Source organism: Nocardia iowensis (assembly GCF_019222765.1).
Classification (GTDB): domain Bacteria; phylum Actinomycetota; class Actinomycetes; order Mycobacteriales; family Mycobacteriaceae; genus Nocardia; species Nocardia iowensis.
Genome location: NZ_CP078145.1, coordinates 6,538,163 through 6,556,846, shown reverse-complemented (window position 1 = coordinate 6,556,846; position 18,684 = coordinate 6,538,163). Strand labels below are relative to the sequence as shown.

The 18,684-nt window shown below is 68.5% G+C and carries 14 protein-coding genes; 11 read left to right on the top strand and 3 right to left on the bottom strand.

Going from position 1 to position 18,684, the window contains the following annotated elements; translation table 11 throughout:
• The first annotated feature begins 155 nt into the window (after positions 1-155).
• On the top strand, positions 156-3,770 hold the full coding sequence (gene smc / locus KV110_RS30250) for a chromosome segregation protein SMC (RefSeq protein ID WP_218470589.1): 3,615 nt from the start codon (positions 156-158) through the stop codon (positions 3,768-3,770).
• Between the two features lie 73 nt (positions 3,771-3,843).
• Here the strand turns inward: smc and KV110_RS30245 are convergent, their stop codons facing one another.
• Positions 3,844-4,794, bottom strand: a complete 951-nt coding sequence (locus KV110_RS30245; protein WP_218470588.1) for an NmrA family NAD(P)-binding protein — start codon at positions 4,792-4,794, stop codon at positions 3,844-3,846.
• Positions 4,795-4,899: 105 nt separating this feature from the next.
• Here KV110_RS30245 and KV110_RS30240 point away from each other — a divergent pair, with 105 nt between their 5' ends.
• Positions 4,900-5,673 (top strand): TetR/AcrR family transcriptional regulator, encoded by a 774-nt coding sequence (locus tag KV110_RS30240; RefSeq protein ID WP_218470587.1) that lies wholly within the window; start codon positions 4,900-4,902, stop codon positions 5,671-5,673.
• A 205-nt stretch (positions 5,674-5,878) separates the two neighbouring features.
• Here the strand turns inward: KV110_RS30240 and KV110_RS30235 are convergent, their stop codons facing one another.
• The gene (locus KV110_RS30235) at positions 5,879-6,268 is read right to left on the bottom strand and encodes a DUF2237 family protein (protein ID WP_019048221.1); all 390 of its coding nucleotides are present in this window, start codon (positions 6,266-6,268) and stop codon (positions 5,879-5,881) included.
• Between the two features lie 120 nt (positions 6,269-6,388).
• On the opposite strand from KV110_RS30235, the gene ftsY reads away from it, so the two are divergent.
• From ftsY to KV110_RS30200, 7 genes are all read left to right on the top strand, one after another.
• Complete coding sequence (ftsY, locus tag KV110_RS30230) at positions 6,389-7,915, top strand: signal recognition particle-docking protein FtsY (protein ID WP_218470586.1); 1,527 nt, start codon at positions 6,389-6,391, stop codon at positions 7,913-7,915.
• A gap of 249 nt (positions 7,916-8,164) precedes the next feature.
• Entirely contained in the window at positions 8,165-9,544 is a 1,380-nt protein-coding gene (locus tag KV110_RS30225) for an ammonium transporter (RefSeq protein WP_246634080.1), read from the top strand.
• 5 nt (positions 9,545-9,549) lie between these two features.
• Positions 9,550-9,888 (top strand): P-II family nitrogen regulator, encoded by a 339-nt coding sequence (locus KV110_RS30220; protein WP_040737447.1) that lies wholly within the window; start codon positions 9,550-9,552, stop codon positions 9,886-9,888.
• 70 nt (positions 9,889-9,958) lie between these two features.
• A complete protein-coding gene (locus tag KV110_RS30215) occupies positions 9,959-12,448 on the top strand; it encodes a [protein-PII] uridylyltransferase (RefSeq protein ID WP_393538078.1) in 2,490 nt (829 codons plus the stop codon).
• Between the two features lie 117 nt (positions 12,449-12,565).
• Positions 12,566-12,880, top strand: coding sequence for a hypothetical protein (locus KV110_RS30210; protein ID WP_246634079.1), 315 nt, complete (start codon positions 12,566-12,568; stop codon positions 12,878-12,880).
• Positions 12,881-13,062: 182 nt separating this feature from the next.
• Positions 13,063-14,628, top strand: a complete 1,566-nt coding sequence (gene ffh / locus KV110_RS30205) for a signal recognition particle protein (protein ID WP_218470585.1) — start codon at positions 13,063-13,065, stop codon at positions 14,626-14,628.
• Between the two features lie 162 nt (positions 14,629-14,790).
• Entirely contained in the window at positions 14,791-15,885 is a 1,095-nt protein-coding gene (locus KV110_RS30200; protein ID WP_218470584.1) for an amidohydrolase family protein, read from the top strand.
• 25 nt (positions 15,886-15,910) lie between these two features.
• On the opposite strand, the gene KV110_RS30195 is transcribed toward KV110_RS30200, so the two are convergent.
• On the bottom strand, positions 15,911-16,399 hold the full coding sequence (locus KV110_RS30195) for a MarR family winged helix-turn-helix transcriptional regulator (protein ID WP_218470583.1): 489 nt from the start codon (positions 16,397-16,399) through the stop codon (positions 15,911-15,913).
• A gap of 60 nt (positions 16,400-16,459) precedes the next feature.
• Between KV110_RS30195 and KV110_RS30190 the strand changes: the two genes are divergently transcribed.
• Together KV110_RS30190 and KV110_RS30185 are read left to right on the top strand one after the other, a co-directional pair.
• Positions 16,460-17,596 carry a questin oxidase family protein gene (locus tag KV110_RS30190; RefSeq protein WP_218470582.1) on the top strand — a complete coding sequence of 379 codons (1,137 nt, stop codon included), beginning with the start codon at positions 16,460-16,462 and terminating at the stop codon, positions 17,594-17,596.
• Between the two features lie 74 nt (positions 17,597-17,670).
• Positions 17,671-18,654 carry an LLM class F420-dependent oxidoreductase gene (locus KV110_RS30185; RefSeq protein ID WP_218470581.1) on the top strand — a complete coding sequence of 328 codons (984 nt, stop codon included), beginning with the start codon at positions 17,671-17,673 and terminating at the stop codon, positions 18,652-18,654.
• Positions 18,655-18,684: the final 30 nt, after the last annotated feature.

Below are 18,684 nucleotides of genomic sequence, written 5' to 3'. Positions count from 1 at the left end.
ACGCGGCGCTCGACGGATACCATCACTGGTCGCCCTCGCTGCTGTGATCAGGGAGAGAACACGGCGGCGTGAGCGTTCGGCCCGGAGGCGGTAGCTTGCGTGGCCACGGAGGGACGGCGAAGGCCGCCAATCAAACACGGAAAGGTCGTCGGAACTTGCATCTCAAGAGCCTGACGTTGAAGGGCTTCAAGTCCTTCGCGTCCGCGACGACGCTGCGGTTGGAGCCGGGTATCACCTGTGTGGTCGGTCCGAACGGGTCCGGCAAATCCAACGTCGTCGACGCGCTCACCTGGGTCATGGGTGAACAGGGTGCGAAGGCGCTGCGCGGCGGCAAGATGCAGGACGTGATCTTCGCGGGCACCGCGGGCCGGGCCCCGCTCGGCCGCGCCGAGGTCACCCTCACCATCGACAACTCCGACGGCGCGCTGCCGATCGATTACGCCGAGGTGTCGATCACCCGGCGGATGTTCCGCGACGGCGCGGGCGAGTACGAGATCAACGGCAGCTCCTGCCGACTGATGGATGTGCAGGAACTGCTCAGCGACTCCGGCATCGGGCGCGAGATGCACGTCATCGTCGGGCAGGGCCAGCTCTCGGCCATTCTGGAATCGCGCCCCGAGGACCGGCGCGCGTTCATCGAAGAGGCGGCGGGCGTGCTCAAGCACCGCAAGCGCAAAGAGAAGGCGGTGCGCAAGCTGGAGGCCATGCAGGCCAACCTGGCCCGCCTCACCGACCTCACCACCGAACTGCGCCGGCAGCTCAAACCGCTCGGCAGGCAGGCCGAGGTGGCCCGCCGGGCGCAGACCGTGCAGGCCGACCTGCGCGACGCCCGCCTGCGGCTGGCCGCCGACGACCTGGTGACCCGCCGCGGCGAGCTGGAGAGCCAGCAGAGCAAGGAAGCCTACGCCCGCGAGCAGCACATCACTGTGCAAAGCGAACTCGACGCCGCCAATGCCGCACTGGCGCAGCAGGAATTCCAGCTGTCGAGGCTGACGCCGAGTGCCGAGGCCGCCGCGCAGATCTGGTTCCAGCTCTCCGCGCTGACCGAGCGGGTCAACGCGACCATCCGGATCGCCGAGGACCGCGCCCGGCACCTGGACACCGAAACCCCGGTCGGCACCGGCCGCGACCCGGATCAGCTGGAGGCCGAAGCCGAGCGGGTGGAGGCCGAGGAGGCCGAGCTGCGCGAGGCGGTCGAGATCGCGACCGAAACGCTCGAAGCGGCGCGCGACGCGCTGGCCGAACGCGAACATTCCGCCAAGGCCGCCGAGCAGGCGCACCTGGCCGCCGTGCGGGCGATCGCGGACCGCCGCGAGGGCGTGGCGCGCCTGGCAGGCAAGGTCGACACGCTGCGGACCAGGGCACAGTCGGTGGACGCCGAGATCGCCCGGCTGACGACGGCGATCGCCGACGCGCGGCAACGCGGCGAGGCGGCGCAGGCCGAATTCGACACGGTACAAGCCGAACTCAGCGAGCTGGATGCCGGTGAGGCGGGGCTGGACGCGCAGCACGAGCACGCGGTGCAGGCGCTCGCGCTGGCCGATCAGCGGGTGACCGAACTGCGCGAACAGGATCGGGAGGCGAGCAAGCGGGTCGCGTCGCTGACCGCGCGCATCGAGGCGCTCGGCATGGGCCTGGCCCGCCGGGACGGCGCAGCCTGGCTGGTCGAGCATCGGTCGCAGGGCCTGCTCGGTCCGTTGTCGGGGTTGCTGCGCGTGCACGGTGGGTTCGAGGCCGCGGTCGCCGCCGCGCTCGGCCCGCTCGCTGACGCCGTCGCCGCCGATACCGGTGAATCCGCACACGATGCCATCCGCGCGTTGAAAGACGCCGACGGTGGCCGTGCCGCACTGGTCTTTGGTGCCGATGGCGGCAACAACCCGCAGCGCGGTGCGCTGCCAGGGGCGGCGCGCTGGCTGTCCGATGTGGTGGACTGCCCGGAAAGCGTGCGTGCCGCGATTACCGCGCTGACCGCCGGTATCGCGGTGGTCGACGACTTGGCGACCGCCAGGCAGGTGGTGGCGGCCCGGCCGGACGTGCGGGTGGTCACTCGCGATGGCGACCTCACCGGAACCGGTTGGCTGCTCGGCGGATCCGATCGGGCGCCGAGCCAGCTGGAGATCCAGGCCGATATCGACGCGGCCAAAGCCGACCTCGTCGCGGCGCAGCGGCGGGCCGAGGAACTGGAGGCGGCGCTGTCCGGTGCGCTCGCCGAACAGGCCGATCGCAAGGACGCGGTGGACCAGGCGCTGCTCGCGCTGCACGAATCCGACCAATCGCTGGTCGCCATCTACGACCGGCTCGGCCGACTCGGCCACGCGGCCCGCACCGCGCAGGCCGACAACGAGCGCCTGATCGCCCAGCGCGCCGAAACCGAGGCGAGCCGCGAGGAATCGCTCGCCTCGCTCGCCGACCTCGAAGACCGGCTGCGCAATGCCGAGCTGGAAACCGAGGTCGACTCCGACGCCCACTCGGCGGGCACCGAGATCGCGGGCCGCGAACGCGAAGAGGCCGCCGCCGCGCTGGCCGAGGCCCGCTCGATGGAAGTGGAGGCGCGCCTTTCGGTGCGCACCGCCGAGGAACGCGCGGAATCGGTGCGCGGCAAGGCGGATTCGCTGCGCCGGGCCGCGCGGGCGGAGCGGGAGACCAGGGCCAGGGCCGAACGCGCCCAGGCCTCGCGCAAGAAGGCGGCCGAAGTCGCCGCGGCGGTCGCCGAATCGGGTGCCAAGGTCGCGGCGGAGCTGGAAAAGGTGGTGGCCGAGGCTGGCGCCCGGCGCGACGACCTGGTCCGTCGGCGTGGCGAAGCGGCCGCGCAGGTCGAGCAGGTCAAGGAGCGGGTTCGCGCGCTGTCCACCCAGCTGGCCCAGCTCACCGACGCGGTGCACCGCGACGAAGTGGCGAAAGCCCAAGCGGCACTGCGCATCGAGCAGCTCGAAACGACCATCTCCGAACAGTTCGGCATCGCGCTCGGCGATCTGATCGCCGAGTACGGTCCCGACGTGCCGCTGCCGCCGTCGGATCTGGAGTGGCAGGAGTACGAGCAGGCCAAGGAACGCGGCGAGCAGGTCACCCCGCCAGCGCCGATGCCCTACGACCGGCCGACCCAGGAACGTCGCGCCAAGCGCGCCGAGAAAGACCTCGCCACCCTCGGCAAGGTGAATCCGCTTGCGCTGGAGGAGTTCGCGGCGCTCGAGGAGCGCTACAACTTCCTGGCCACCCAGCTCGAAGACGTCAAGAACGCGCGCAAGGACCTGCTCGACGTCGTCGCCGAGGTGGATGCGCGGATCCTGCAGGTGTTCACCGAGGCGTGGGAGGACGTCGAGCGCGAGTTCGTCGGCGTGTTCGCGAAACTGTTCCCCGGCGGTGAGGGCAGGCTGCTGCTCACCGACCCGTCCGACATGCTCAGCACCGGCATTGAGGTGGAGGCGCGGCCGCCGGGCAAGAAGGTCAAGCGGCTCTCGCTGCTGTCCGGTGGCGAGAAGTCGCTCACCGCGGTGGCGTTGCTGGTGGCCATCTTCCGCGCCCGCCCGTCACCGTTCTACGTGATGGACGAGGTCGAAGCCGCCCTCGACGACACCAACCTGCGCCGCCTGATCGGCCTGTTCGAGCAGTTGCGCGAGAAGAGCCAGCTGATCGTCATCACCCACCAGAAGCCGACCATGGAGATCGCCGACGCCCTCTACGGCGTCAGCATGCGCGGCGACGGCATCACCCAGGTCATCTCCCAACGCCTCCGCGGCCAAAACCTCGCCCCCGTCGGCGCCGCCAGCTGACCCGGCGCGCGCCGAGCGGGACATCACTGAGGTTAAAAACGCGGGTGGACTCTCCGTGAGGTCCCGCTGGCAGTCAGGCGGAGCGTGCCTGGGGTGCCAGCTGACGGGAAGGTGCCGAACCCACCCGATCGTTGTCCAGGAGGGATTTGATCTGGGCTGCACCGGTTTCGGTTAGCCAGGTGTCGAATGTGCGCAGGGTCGGGTGGATTTCGCGGAGGGCCGGGATGTCGGCGCGCCAGCCGCCGGTCTCGCGCACCAAATGCCAGGTGCGCACAATCGACTCGCCGAGGTGGGCCACTTCGGATTCGGTGAGTTCCTGGTAGCGAACCGGGTGGCCGGTGGCGTGGGTGATGGCCTCGGCCGCGGCGAGGGGGGTGATCGCGTCACCCGCGAGTTCGAGAGTGTGGCCGTGGAAGTGGTCGGGGTCGGCGAAGGCCAGGGCGGCGATGTCGGCGATGTCGGCGACGGCGATCATCTGCAATGGTTTGTCGGCGACGAAGAGATGCCGGTGGACGCCGTCGACGATGCCGTCGAACGGATAGCCGCGCATGAGGTAGTTCTCCATGAAGCGGACTGGACGTAGCAGCGTGTAGCGCGCGCCGCTGGCCGCGATGGCCGCTTCGATGCGGTTCTTGCCCGCGGTGCCCCATGAGGTGTCGTCGCTGAAGGAGGCGATGCCGGTGAACACGATCTGTTCGACACCCGCCCGGCGTGCCGCGGCGACCAACGCCTCACCGCGCTGGCCTTCCCGTTCGACGTCCCAGCCGTCCGGTCCGTAGGCGGCGGGTGGCACCACGAAAAGTGCTGTGGCACCGGCGAGGGCGGGCGATAGAGATTCGGGACTGTCGAAGTCGCCGATGGCGAGTTCGGCACCGGCGGCGGCCAGCTCGCGGGCGGCGGGTGCGTGCGGGTCGCGCACCAGTGCGCGCACCGCCGTGCCGTCGGCCAACAGCCTGCGAGCGGTGGCACCGCCTTGCTTGCCGGTGGCTCCGGTGACCAGGACGAGGTTGTGCTGAGGGGACATGCGTGCCTTCTCTGTCGATAGAATCGGGTCGAACAGCCCGTATTTCGGAACATACGGGTGTATTGACCCGCTTGGCCAGGTCGGGCTAAGGAAGGCCGTAACGAAATGACAGCTTCAGTCGACGCCGCACCGGGCACCGCTGCGCGGGCCGACGCCAGGCGCAACCGCGCGCTGGTGCTGGCCGCGGCGCAGCGCGCATTCGCCGAGCGGGGGCCGACGGTGTCGCTGGCCGAAGTGGCGCGCCGGGCCGGGGTCGGCGCGGGCACCGTCTACCGGCACTTTCCGACGAAATCCGATCTGCTGGAAGCGGTTTTGCAGCAGCGCATCGATCGGCTGGCGAAGCTGGCGGCCGACTACCTCGGCTCGCCGGATCCGGGCGTGGCCTTCTTCGAGTTCTGCACCGAGGTCGTCGCCTCGACGCCGGGCAATCAGGCGCTGTGCGATCTGGTGCAATCCGATGACGGCTGGCCGCGTGCCCTGCTGATGAGCGCCGGAGCCCGATTCCATCGAGCGCTGGAGGCATTACTGCTGGCCGCGCAACGTCATGGCGCGGTGCGGGACGATATCGCGGTGCCTGATGTGCTGGCCATTTTCACCGGTTGCGTTGCCATCCAACGGCTTCAGCAGACCACCGGGCGCATCGATCGCACTGCCGCGATCGTCCTCGATGCCATGCGACCCCCGTCGGACGTAACGAATCATCCGACGGAGCCCAACGCCCGTAACGAATCAACGAGCCGTAACGAAACCCCACAGCACCGCTGCCCGATCTGCGATACCGCCCTACGCCACACCGGAACCGGCCGCCGCCCCCGCTACTGCTCGTCCGCATGCCGCCAAAAGGCACACCGTCAACGCACCGCCGCACGGCGACCATGACCAACGGGGCATGGTGGCGGCATCGGCCGAGAAGGCCTGCCACTATGTCCCGTTGCTCATCACAGTGATTTGAATCGCATTGGGAGAGGGTCGGGTTGGGTGGCGTAAAAGGGACATGGGCGGCGGCGGGATGGCCGGATTGGGTAGGGGTAGCGCGGCGGGGGCAGCCGGAGGGTGGCTCGGGCTGCCGTCCGGGGGCGAGGGTTTACAAGAGGTCGCTGACGTCGTCGGGGACGTCTACGGCGTATTTGCGCAGGATGTCCATCGAGATCACTTCCAGGGCATTTTCGTGCGTTGCCGCCAGTACTACGGGTGCGGCGACACCGTCCTCGTGTGCGTGCAGCCAGCGCACGGCCACCACGCACCAACGGTCTCCCGGCTGTAAGCCGGGGAAGTTGTTCTCCGGCCGCGGCGTACTCAGATCGTTGCCGATGGACGCCTGATGCTCCAGGAACTCGGCCGTGACGACGGTGCACACGGTGTGGCTACCGAGATCCTCCGGCCCGGTGCTGCAGCAGCCGTCCCGGTAGAAGCCGGTGAGAGGATCGGTGCCGCACTCTTCCAGCGGCCCCCCAAGCACGTTTCGATCGGTCACGTCGCCGATCCTATTGGCACGTCGCGAGAAGTTCCGCAGGACAAGAAATCTCGGGGGTTGTGTCTCGGCGCCGGGACGGCGTGGTAAAGCAGGTCATCGCGTTCTGCAAGGATGGGGCGCGTGAGTTCCGAAGCCTGGATCCTGATCGCCGTGGCCGCCGCCCTGCTGCTCGTGGTGCTTGTTGTCGGATTTGTCCGGTACAAGCGCTCTCGGGTCTCGCTGACGCCGCCGCAGAGCGCCGACAAAGCACTGACCGACAAGTCGGGTGGTTACGCGGCCTCGGGTGGCTTCAACTTCAGCCGCGGCGGCACCGCGACCAAGCCCGAGCCGCAACCGGTCGAGCGGACCGACACCGACGGTCAGCCGCACGTCGGCGACGACGCGGCCATCCCGCGCGACGCGCCGAAGCGGGGCATCACGAATGTCCAGCTGCCCGAGGCCGACATCGCCGCGGCGCCGGACACCGAGGCGCCTGCCGCTGAATCCCGAGACGCGGCGGTCCGTGCCGCATCCGGCGCGGCTGCCGCTGACGTGGAGACCGCGCCGGAGGAAACAGGCGCCGCGGACACGGCCGAGTCGGGTACGGTTCCCGCTGGCACCGACACGGCCGCGACTCCGTCGGACACCGCCCCGGCCGACTCCGCCCCTGCCCCCGCCGAAATCGTCGAACCCGCGGCTCCCGACACCGCCGCCGGTGCCGAAGCCCCGGCCGCCGTCGAGGAGATCGACCCCACCGCGGGCCGTCTGATCCGTCTGCGCGGCCGCCTGGCCCGCTCGCAGAACGCTGTCGGCAAGAGCTTGCTCGGCCTGCTCGGCGGCGGTGACCTGGACGACGAGTCGTGGGAGGAGGTCGAGGACACCCTGGTGCTTGCCGACCTCGGCACCGCCAGCACCGCCGCCGTGGTGGCGCGCCTGCGCGAGGAAATGGCCTCCCGCAGCGTCCGCACCACCGACGCGGCCCGCGCCGTTCTGCGTGACGTGCTGATCGAGGCGCTGCGCCCGGAACTCGACCGTTCGATCCGGGCCCTGCCGCACCCCGATCACCCGGCGATCCTGCTCGTCGTCGGCGTCAACGGCACCGGAAAGACCACCACCACCGGCAAACTCGCCCGCGTGCTCGTCGCTGACGGCCGCCGAGTGCTGCTCGGCGCGGCCGACACCTTCCGGGCCGCCGCCGCCGACCAGCTGCAGACCTGGGGCGAGCGGGTCGGCGCCGACACCATCCGCGGCAAGGAATCCGCCGACCCGGCCGCCGTCGCGTTCGACGCTGTAACCGCGGGCATCGAACGTGGTGTCGACGCCGTGCTCATCGATACCGCGGGCCGCCTGCACACCAAAACCGGCCTGATGGACGAGCTGGGCAAGGTCAAGCGGGTCGTGGAGAAGAAGGCCGCCGTCGACGAGGTGCTGCTGGTGCTCGACGCCACCGTCGGCCAGAACGGCCTGATGCAGGCCCGGGTTTTCGCCGAGGTCGTTGACATCAGTGGCGTGGTGCTCACCAAGCTCGACGGCACCGCGAAGGGCGGCATCGTCTTCCAGGTCCAGCACGAACTCGGCGTCCCGGTGAAGCTCGTCGGCCTCGGCGAGGGCGCCGACGACCTGGCCCCCTTCGAACCCGGCGCCTTCGTAGACGCCCTCCTCGGCTGAGCCACGGTCCGCGCCGGATGTTTGCTGCTTCTACTCGGCGGTAACCAAATTTCCCTTTTGTCCGAAACGCGTCTCACAGCGGCCGGCAAACTCGCGGTGTAAATCACGAAACCTGGTCGCAACACAACTGGCCCATCCGTTCACGCAGGTGAAACACCACAGCTCTGTGGATGAAACACCGAATGAGGACCCTTCTGTGCAGGTCCATTTGCCGGAGTCGGCAGGGCCCGAGATGAGGAGGACTTCAAGGTGGCATTTCCCCTTACCGGCGCACCGGACACCGGTGACACCGCATGGATGCTGGCGAGTTCAGCGCTCGTGTTGTTGATGACGCCAGGTCTGGCATTTTTCTACGGCGGCATGGTCCGCTCGAAGAACGTGCTGAACATGATCATGATGAGCATCAGCGCCATGGGACTGGTCGGTGTGCTGTGGTCGCTGTATGGATACTCGATGGCATTCGGCGACAACAAGTTCAACGTGATCGGCGATCCCGCGCAGTTCTTCGGCCTGAAGGGGCTGATCGGCGGTAACGCGGTCGCCGAGGTCAAGGACGCCAGTGGCGCCGTCACCACGGCGGCCACCGACATCCCGCTCATGGGCACGATTCCGATGAGCGTGTTCGTCGCGTTCCAGCTGATGTTCGCCATCATCACGGTCGCCCTCATCTCGGGCGCGGTCGCCGACCGCCTGAAGTTCGGTTCCTGGCTGCTGTTCGCCGGCATCTGGGTCACCGTCGTCTACTTCCCGGTCGCGCACTGGGTCTTCGACTTCGACGCCAAGGACGCCGACGGCAACGTCATCCACGAAGGCGGCTGGATCGCCAACAAGCTCCTCGCGGTCGACTTCGCCGGTGGTACCGCCGTGCACATCAATGCCGGTGCGGCCGCGCTCGCGCTGGTGCTCGTCCTCGGCAAGCGCCGCGGCTGGCCGACGACTCCGTTCCGTCCGCACAACCTGCCGTTCGTCATGCTCGGCGCCGGTCTGCTGTGGTTCGGCTGGTTCGGTTTCAACGCGGGCTCCGCGCTCACCTCCGGTGGTCTGGCGGGCTCCACCTTCGTCATCACCGCCATCGCGACCGCGGCCGCCATGCTGGCCTGGCTGCTGGTGGAGAAGTTCCGTGACGGCAAGCCCACCTCGCTGGGCGCGGCGTCCGGCATCGTGGCGGGACTTGTCGCCATCACGCCGTCCTGTTCCTCGGTGAACGTGCTCGGCGCGCTCGCCATCGGCGTCGTGGCCGGCGCGCTCTGCGCCCTCGCGGTGGGTCTGAAGTTCAAATTCGGCTTCGACGACTCGCTCGACGTGGTCGGTGTGCACCTGGTCGGCGGCATCGTCGGCACCCTGATGGTGGGCCTGGTCGCCGCGCCGGAGGCGGGCGCCGCCAAGACCGGTCTGTTCTACGGTGGCGGCCTCGATCAGCTGTGGCGTCAGGCCGTCGGTGCCGGTGCGGTACTTGCCTTCTCCTTCATCGCCAGCCTGATCATTGCCTATATCGTGAAGTTCACCATTGGGCTGCGCGCGAGCGACGAAGCCGAGTCGGTGGGCTTGGACGAGTCCGAGCACGCGGAAACCGCCTACGATTTCGCCGCTGTGGGCAACACGGCACGTTCGGCCGTCAAGGAGGCATGACGAACATGAAACTGATCACCGCAATCGTCAAACCGTTCACGCTCGAGGATGTCAAGACCGGACTCGAGCAGGCGGGCGTGCTCGGCATGACCGTCAGCGAGGTGCAGGGTTACGGCCGCCAGAAGGGTCACACCGAGGTTTATCGCGGTGCCGAGTACTCCGTGGATTTTGTGCCCAAGGTTCGGGTCGAGGTGGTCGTCGACGACGCGTCGGTGGACAAGGTCGTCGAGGTGATCGTCGAGGCCTCGCGCACCGGCAAGATCGGTGACGGCAAGGTCTGGGTGACCCCGGTCGACACGATCATCAGGGTGCGGACCGGCGAACGCGGTACCGACGCGCTGTAACGAATATCTGATCGAGCGGCGGCCTCGCCTCCCACCGGAGCACCGGTCGGGGCGGGGCCGCACTGCATGGATGGGCGGTGGGTTTGTGGATAGTCAGCACGACGGTGACCGGACGGTGACCGGAGAAGCCAACGGCGGCAAGGTATCCAATGGCGCGGCCGATCTGGTCCGCGCTCGAACCCAACTGCTCGACGGCGGTGTGCCGCGCAATCCTCGGCTCGATGCCGAGTCGCTGCGGCAAGCCCTGGTCGACCTCTACGAGTTGTGGCTCACCAGCAAGGGCACCGAACTCGGCATCACCAGCGACAGCGGTTTGGCCGTGGTCGCGGTCGGCGGACTCGGCCGCGGCGAAATGCTGCCGTACTCCGATCTGGACCTGGTGCTGCTGCACGACGACGTCGACCCGGCCCGGGTCGCCGAGGTCGCCGACCAGCTCTGGTATCCGCTGTGGGACGCCCACATCAAGCTCGACCACAGCGTGCGGACCGTGCCGCAGGCGCTGCGGGTGGCATCCGACGATCTGATCGCCGCGCTCGGCATGCTCGAGGCCAGGCACATCGTCGGCGATCAGGATCTGAGCAATCTGCTGATCGGCGGGGTGCGCCGGGAGTGGCGGACCGGAATCCGTTCCCGGTTCGACGAACTGATCGCCCAGACCGAGGCGCGCTGGCAGCGCAGTGGCGAGATCGCGCACCGCGCCGAACCCGACCTGAAGAACGGACGCGGCGGCCTGCGCGACATTCAACTGCTCGATGCGCTCGCCATCGCTCAATTGACCGATGCCATGCCAGGACTCGGTCCCGAGGTGCCCGGTGGTGGTCTGAAACACGCTCACCGTCGTTTGCTGGATGTTCGCACTGAGCTACATCGAGTCGCGGGCCGGGCCCGTGACCAGCTGCGCGCGCAGGATGCCGACGAGATCGGCGCGGCGCTGCGGATCGGCGACCGGTTCGATCTCGCACGCACGCTGAGCGATTCGGCGCGGACGGTGAGTTACTCCGTCGATGTCGGATTGCGCACGGCCGCCAACGCGCTGCCGCGTCGCGGTCTGGCCCGCCTGCGCCGCATGCCGGTGCGTCGGCCGATCGACGAAGGAGTGGTCGAGCACGCAGGCGAGGTGGTGCTGGCCAGGGACGCGCGGCCGCAGCGCGATCCGGGGCTCATTCTGCGAGTCGCGGCCGCCTCGGCGCAGACCGGACTGCCGATGTCGGCGACCACGCTGAACCGGTTGTCCGAAGACGCGCCCGAGCTACGCGAGCCGTGGCCCAAGGACGCCCTCAACGACCTGCTGGTGCTGCTCGGCGCGGGCCGCGGCGCCATCGATGCGATCGAGGCACTCGATCGAACGGGCTTGTGGGGCAGGCTACTTCCGGAATGGGGTGCCGTTCGTGACCTGCCGCCGCGGGATGCCCTGCACACCTGGACCGTCGATCGGCACCTGATGGAGACGGTGTCCTACGCGAGCGCGATAAGTACGCGGGTGGCCCGGCCGGACCTGCTCGCGCTCGGCGCGCTGCTGCACGACATCGGCAAGGGCCGCGCGGGCGACCACAGCGTCGTCGGGGCCGAACTGGCGACGCACATCGGCCGTCGGCTCGGCCTCTGGCCATCGGACGTGCGCACCCTAAGCGCACTGGTCCGCCACCACTTGCTGCTCCCGGACACGGCGACCCGCCGCGATCTGTCCGACCCCGCCACCGTGCAGTTCGTGGTCGACGCGCTGGACGGCGACCCGGAACTGCTGGAATTGCTGCACACCCTGGCCGAAGCGGACTCGCTGGCCACCGGACCCGGTGTCTGGGGCGACTGGAAGGCCTCGCTCATCGGCGATCTCGTCCGCCGCTGCCGCCTGGTCATGGCGGGTGGCGAGCTGCCGACGCCGGAACCGATCGCGCCGGAACTGGTCGCCAAGGCCAAGGCGGGCGGTGTGCACGTCGAATTGAAGCCGGGGGAGAGCAAGTACACCTACACGGTCACCGTGATCGCCCCGGACAGCACGGGGCTGCTCTCCGATGCCGCCGGGGTGCTCGCCCTGCACTCGCTGCGGGTGCTTTCGGCCGCACTCGGCGTCGAAGGTGATTCCGCCATCGACACTTTCGTGGTTTCCCCCAAGTTCGGTGACCCGCCGGATGCCGGGCTGTTGCGTCAGGAACTCATCCGCGCCATCGCTGGCGACCTGGATGTTCCGGCGGTGCTCGCGAAGCGCGAGCGGGAAGCGGGCGGTGTCGGACCGGGTCAGTACGCGCAGGCCCAGCCGAGGGTGCTGTGGTCCGGTACCTCGGTGCCGGGGCAGGTGCTGCTGGAACTGCGTGCCGAGGACCGGATCGGCGTGCTGAGCCGGCTCGCCGCCGCGCTCGAGGGCTGCGGTGCCGACGTGCGCTGGGCAAAGGTGGTGACCATGGGTTCCGCGGTGGTCGACACCTTCTGCCTCGATCTCGGCGCCGAGGACGGCCCGGACCGCAGGACGGCCATCGAAAAGGCGATTCTGGCCGTCGTGCCGCGGCCAGCGCCGAAGAAACCCGAGGACGGCATGCCGGGGCCGGAGATCCTCGATTCCTGACCAGCGGCACCAGTAACCAATCTGTTGCACGTGATTTGCTGGAACTCTTATGTTGTCGGTCACTCCCGCCCTAGTATCAGAGCGTCTGGCTATCGCTAGCATGAGGGGAGTACGTCGGTGGCAATTGAAGTTGTTTCGGCGTCGATGATGACGAGCGACGAGACCACGCACATGGCGCGGTGCGTCGGCGGGGATCGCTGGGTGGTTTCCTGGCTACCGGGTCGCACATTGACCGGACAACAGGCCGTGACCGCCATGACCATCGCCTCGACGGTCGCCAGCTCGCGGATCCCCACCACCACGGAATGGGCCATCCTCGATGACCTGGCGTTGGAGCTGGGATTGACCGCCCGCGAGGCGGTCTACATGGTGGCCAAGGAGAACCACGATTACCGCAAGACGGCCAAACCGCGCCGCCGTTCACTCGAGTAAACAGACACGCGCGATCTCGAAGGACACACCGGCCCGCGCCTACGCTGGGCCGGATTTGCGGTGCTCCCATGGCGCTGCACGGTCATGCCGCGGCAGCGCCTTCGGGGCCGTCGCTCGCGTCGCGGGCCGATCCCATTACCCTGGGAGGCAATTGACGTCCCCCGAGATCAGGAGCGCGATCGGTGTTCGAATCCCTGTCCGACCGGCTTACCGGTGCCCTCAAGGATCTGCGCGGTAAGGGGCGTCTGTCACCGGCCGACATCGACGCCACCTGTCGGGAGATCCGGCTAGCCCTGCTCGAAGCCGACGTCGCGCTGCCGGTGGTGCGCGGTTTCATCGCCCGGATCAAGGAGCGCGCCAAGGGCGCCGAGGTCTCCGCGGCGCTGAACCCCGCACAGCAGGTCGTCAAGATCGTCAACGAGGAGCTCGTCGGCATCCTCGGCGGCGAGACGCGCAGGCTGACGCTGGCCAAGAACCCGCCGACCGTGGTCATGCTCGCCGGTCTGCAGGGTGCCGGTAAGACCACCCTCGCGGGCAAGCTCGCGAAATGGCTGAAGGGACAAGGACATCAGCCGTTGCTGGTGGCCTGTGACCTGCAGCGGCCCGGTGCCGTAACCCAGCTGCAAGTGGTCGGTGAGCGGGCGGGTGTGCCCGTGTTCGCGCCGCACGGCGGCACCTCCATCGGCGGCGGCGACAACGCGCTCGGCGTCACCGCGGCCGACCCGGTCGAGGTCGCCCGCGGCGGCATCGCCGAGGCCCGCGCCAAGCAGTACGACGTGGTCATCGTCGACACCGCCGGTCGCCTCGGCATCGACGAAGAGCTGATGCGCCAGGCCGCGGGCATTCGCGACGCCGTGCAGCCGGACGAGACGCTGTTCGTGCTCGACGCCATGATCGGTCAGGACGCCGTCACCACCGCGGAAGCCTTCCGCGACGGCGTCGGCTTCACCGGTGTCGTGCTCACCAAGCTCGACGGTGACGCCCGCGGTGGTGCGGCGCTGTCGGTGCGCGAAGTGACCGGCGCGCCGATCATGTTCGCGTCCACCGGTGAGAAGCTCGAGGACTTCGACGTCTTCCACCCGGACCGAATGGCTAGCCGCATCCTCGGCATGGGCGACGTGCTCAGCCTGATCGAGCACGCCGAACAGATTTACGACCAGGAACAGGCCGAGGAAGCCGCCCGCAAGATCGGCAGCGGCGAGATGACGCTCGAGGACTTTCTCGATCAGATGCTCGCCATCCGCAAGATGGGCCCGATCGGCAACCTGCTCGGCATGCTGCCCGGCGCGGGTCAGATGAAGGACGCGCTGGCCGCGGTCGACGACAAGCAGCTCGACCGGGTGCAGGCGATCATCCGCGGCATGACTCCTGCCGAACGAGACAACCCGAAGATCATCAACGCCTCCCGCCGGCTGCGCATCGCCAACGGCTCCGGCGTCCAGGTCTCCGAGGTCAATCAACTCGTCGACCGCTTCTTCGAAGCCAAGAAGATGATGGCGATGATGGGCCGCCAGATGGGCATGCCCGGTGCCCGCCGCGGCAACAACAAAAAAGGCAAGAAGGGCAAGAAGGGCGGTCGCGGCCCTACCCCGCCCAAGGTGCGCGGCGGCCTCCCCGGCATGCCCGCCGGAATGCCCGGTCTGCCCGCGGGCATGCCGGACATCTCCAACATGCCCGCCGGTCTCGACCAGCTCCCGCCGGGTCTCGAAGGCTTCGACCTGTCGAAGCTGAAGTTCCCCAAGAAGTAGACCCCGCGCAGAAGGTGTTGCGCCGCGCACGAGTTGGCTAGCGATTTCGTGCGTGGCGTGCAAACCGGTGCGCGGGGTGGAGCTGGCGGCTGCGGGTGCGTGACTGTCATGGGGCGTGGACAGTAAGTTGGGAGGCAAGCCGACGAGTCCGGGAGGTTTGCTGTGCATCTGCGAGGTGTGGTTCTCCCCGATGCGGAAGTCCGGGATCTCTGGGTGCGGGACGGGCTGGTGTCGTTCGAGCCGGTGCCGGGCGCCGAAACGCTGTGCCGCACAGGGTGGATCGTGCCGGGACTGGTCGACGCGCACTGTCACGTCGGGATCCGGTACGGCGGGGGAGACGAGGATCGCGAGGGGGCCATCGCGCAGGCCGAGACCGAACGCGATGCGGGTGCGCTGCTGTTGCGCGATGCGGGCTCACCCATCGACACCCGCTTCATCGATGACCACGAGGAACTGCCGCGGATCATCCGCGCGGGCCGCCATATCGCCCGTCCCCGCCGCTATATTCGCGAACTCGGCATCGAACTCGACGACGAACGCGATCTCCCGGAGATCGTCGCCGAGCAGGCCCGCTTCGGCGACGGCTGGGTGAAAATCGTCGGCGACTGGATCGACCGCTCCGTCGGCGACCTGCGCCCACTCTGGAGCGACGCGATCCTCAAGGAGGCCATCGACGCCGCCCACGCCAACGGCGCCAGGGTCACCGCGCACGTGTTCGGCGAGGACGCGCTACCCGGCCTGCTCGACGCGGGCATCGACTGCATCGAACACGGCACCGGCCTCACCGACGACACCATCGAGATGATGGTCGAACACGGTACCGCCCTGGTGCCGACTCTGGTCAACATCGACACCTTCCCCGAAATCGCCGACAGCGCAGGCAAATTCCCCACCTATGCCGCCCACATGCGGGACCTGCACCGCCGCGTCCGCAACACCGTGGCCAACGCGCACGACGCGGGCATTCCCATCTTCGCGGGTACCGACGCGGGCGGCTCCATCCGCCACGGCCGCATCGCCGACGAGATCACCGCCCTCGGCGGCGCGGGTCTGTCCAAGCACGACGCCCTTGGTGCCGCCTCTTGGAATGCCCGGACCTGGCTCGGCCGCCCCGGCATCGAGCACGGGGCGTCCGCTGATTTCGTTGTGTACCAAGAAGACCCACGCACAAACCCGGAGACGCTTACCGCGCCCTACGCCGTGATCCTGCGCGGGCGTCTATACGCCGATCACGGCCCCATCACCGGCCACCGTTAGTTCCGCGACTTCAACTTCCAGCGGATCAATCGCGCCAGTGCCGGATTTCGTGCGCCCACGCCTGTAGTCCGGCCGCGAATCCGGCCCGCTGCTCGGGGGTGAGTGTTGCCATCGCGGCCAGTAGCGGTTCGGCCCGGCGGGCGACGAAGGTCTCCATGTGCTCGCGCCACTGCGGTTGCAGCGCAACAAGAGTGCGCCGCCGGTTGGCCGGATCGGGCTGCCTGCTCACCCATCCGGCCCGGTCGAGGTCGCCGACGAGCTCGCTGACCGTCGACAACGCCAGCCCCATCCGACCGGCCAGCTCGCCGACGCTCAACGACTCCGCCGGCACGAGTTGAACGCATACCGCGCCATGCCGCGAGGTCAGGTTGTGCTCGGTGAAGGACGCGCTGTGCTCGGCAGGCATGTCGGCGCGGGCCTTGTCGAAGAAGTTCGCGATCAGCGGCATGAAGCCGATGACCTCGGTGATCTCCGCGCGGCTCGGAAGTCTCGGTGCGCTGGGCTTGTCGGGCATGCACACATCTTATATATTCGGATTCACAAACAGTTTGGATGTACGAACATAGGGGTTGCGGTGTCCACCTATCTCGACGCAGTCAACGACGCACTCGAACGCCTCGACGATCTGGGGTACGAACGCAATCTCGGCGGTGGCGACCTGGCCAATCACGGACCCATGGGCGCCGAAGCACTGGCCGTCCTCGGTCACGGCGACGCGGTGCCCGGCTGGATCGAGACGTACCGCAACGCCGCGCCACACCATGAGCCACCCGTGCCCTACCAGCGGCTCGATGGCTCCGACGAGGCGGACTGGCGGGCCGCGCTCGGCGATATCGGCCGCGCCGGTGACTTCGAGGAACTCTTCCTCCGCGAGATGGCCGAGGAAGGCTGGCGAGCCGTGCTGGTTCGCTGGTGGCCACGGCTGCTGCCGGGACCGATGACCGGACTGACACACGGCCTGATCCGCACCGCGCACGCCGTGCGCGGCTTGGCCGCCACCGCGCAACCAACGCCGTCGCAGCTGCGCGAGCTGGCCCGCGGACTCGGCTACTGGGCCGCCCGGTTCATCGACGCCCCCGGTCCCGGCCGGTTGACCGGCCGGTCGAACGTGGCAGCGGCACTGACGGCCATCCCTCGGCTCACCGAGCCGCCGAACAGCCCGCAAGAGGGGCTGGCGCGCATGCGTAACCCGCATTCGATGCCGGGCTACGCCGATGCCCTCGGGATACTGGCCCCCGATCACATCGACCGGCTGCTCTCGGACATGACCGCGAACTACGCGGGCGTGTGCGTCGCACACTCGGCCCACGGCTTCCCCATTCCCCTGTTGCACGGCGTCACCGCACCCGCGGCCGCCCGCCTGGTGCTGCCACAGCTGCCGCGACAACTGCACGAGCCCACCGTGGCCGCGCTGTGGCAGGCCCAGGTGACCCTGCTGATGATGATCACCACCGGCAACGACGGCGAGGAATCGGCCTTGACTCGGGCGCAACGAGCCGAGGTACCGGCATGGGACGAGTTGATCGGCCGCGCCGTCGAACACGGCGACGAGCACGTCATCAAATTCACCGAAGCCTGCCTGCGCGAACACGCCCTGCGCCCCGACCCGCGCTACGCCTGGGCAGTCGACATCGCCCAGCAGCAGATCGAGCGTCCCGATGCCGAGGGCGGCTCGGCGCTCACCGTGCGCTTCGGCCGCTCCGGAAGCTGAACGCCCGGCCACTGGCCCTTCCCGCCAACAGTTCCTCCTGATCTGGCTGTCGCGCCCGCGTAGGGTCGGGCGATATGACCATTCGTCTCGGTTATCAGATGCCCAACTTCACCTACGGACAGCCGGTGCGGGAGTTGTTCCCGACGGTGGTGGCGCAGGCAAGGGAGGCCGAAGCGGCAGGGTTCGACACGGTGTTCGTGATGGACCACTTCTATCAGCTGCCGGGCCTCGGGACGCCGGACGACCCGATGCTGGAGGCATACACCGCGCTGGCCGGTATCGCGGCGTCCACCGAGCGAATTCAGTTGTCCGCGTTGGTGACCGGCAACACCTACCGGAATCCGGCACTGCTCGCCAAGACGGTCACCACGCTCGACGTGGTCAGCGGCGGGCGCGCGATCCTCGGCATCGGGGCGGGCTGGTTCGAGCTCGAGCACAAGTCCTACGGATTCGAATTCGGCACCTTCACCGACCGCTTCGAGCGTCTCGACGAGGCATTGCGGATCATCCAGCCGATGCTGCGCGGCGAGCACGCCACCTTCGACGGCAAGTGGTACCACACCGACAACGCCATGAACGAGCCGCGCCTGCGCGATGATCTGCCGATCATGCTCGGCGGTGCGGGCGAGAAGAAAACCTTCGCCTTGGCCGCCCGCTACGCCGACCACCTCAATATCATCTGCAACGCCTCGGAGCTGCCGCGCAAGATCGCGGCCCTGCATCAGCGCTGCGCCGAGATCGACCGCGACCCCGCGACATTGGAGGTCAGCTACCTGTGCTTCCTGATGGTCGACGAGGACGGTGACCGGGCCCGCAAACAGCAGCGGGACTTCCTGCGCGGCCTCGATATCGACTTGGCCGCCCTCTCCGCCGCCGAACGCGAACAGAGCATCGCCGACCGGCAGTTCGTCGGCACCCCCGACGAGGTCGCCGAGCAACTCCAGACCAGGGTGCTCGACCACGGTGTGCAGGGCATCATCGTCAACATGGTCACCAACGGTCATGAGCCGGGCGCGGTCGAACTCGCCGGGCGCACCCTCACTCCATTGGTCCGCTAGCTCGAAAAAGCGGCGACTACACCGATGAAT

Bases quoted from the DNA above. Each gene is read 5' to 3' on its own strand.
- KV110_RS30185 (WP_218470581.1), top strand. From the start codon at position 17,671: ATGACCATTCGTCTCGGTTATCAGATGCCCAACTTCACCTACGGACAG.
- KV110_RS30245 (WP_218470588.1), bottom strand. From the start codon at position 4,794: ATGTCCCCTCAGCACAACCTCGTCCTGGTCACCGGAGCCACCGGCAAG.
- KV110_RS30220 (WP_040737447.1), top strand. From the start codon at position 9,550: ATGAAACTGATCACCGCAATCGTCAAACCGTTCACGCTCGAGGATGTC.
- KV110_RS30215 (WP_393538078.1), top strand. From the start codon at position 9,959: ATGGGCGGTGGGTTTGTGGATAGTCAGCACGACGGTGACCGGACGGTG.
- KV110_RS30240 (WP_218470587.1), top strand. From the start codon at position 4,900: ATGACAGCTTCAGTCGACGCCGCACCGGGCACCGCTGCGCGGGCCGAC.
- KV110_RS30195 (WP_218470583.1), bottom strand. From the start codon at position 16,399: ATGCCCGACAAGCCCAGCGCACCGAGACTTCCGAGCCGCGCGGAGATC.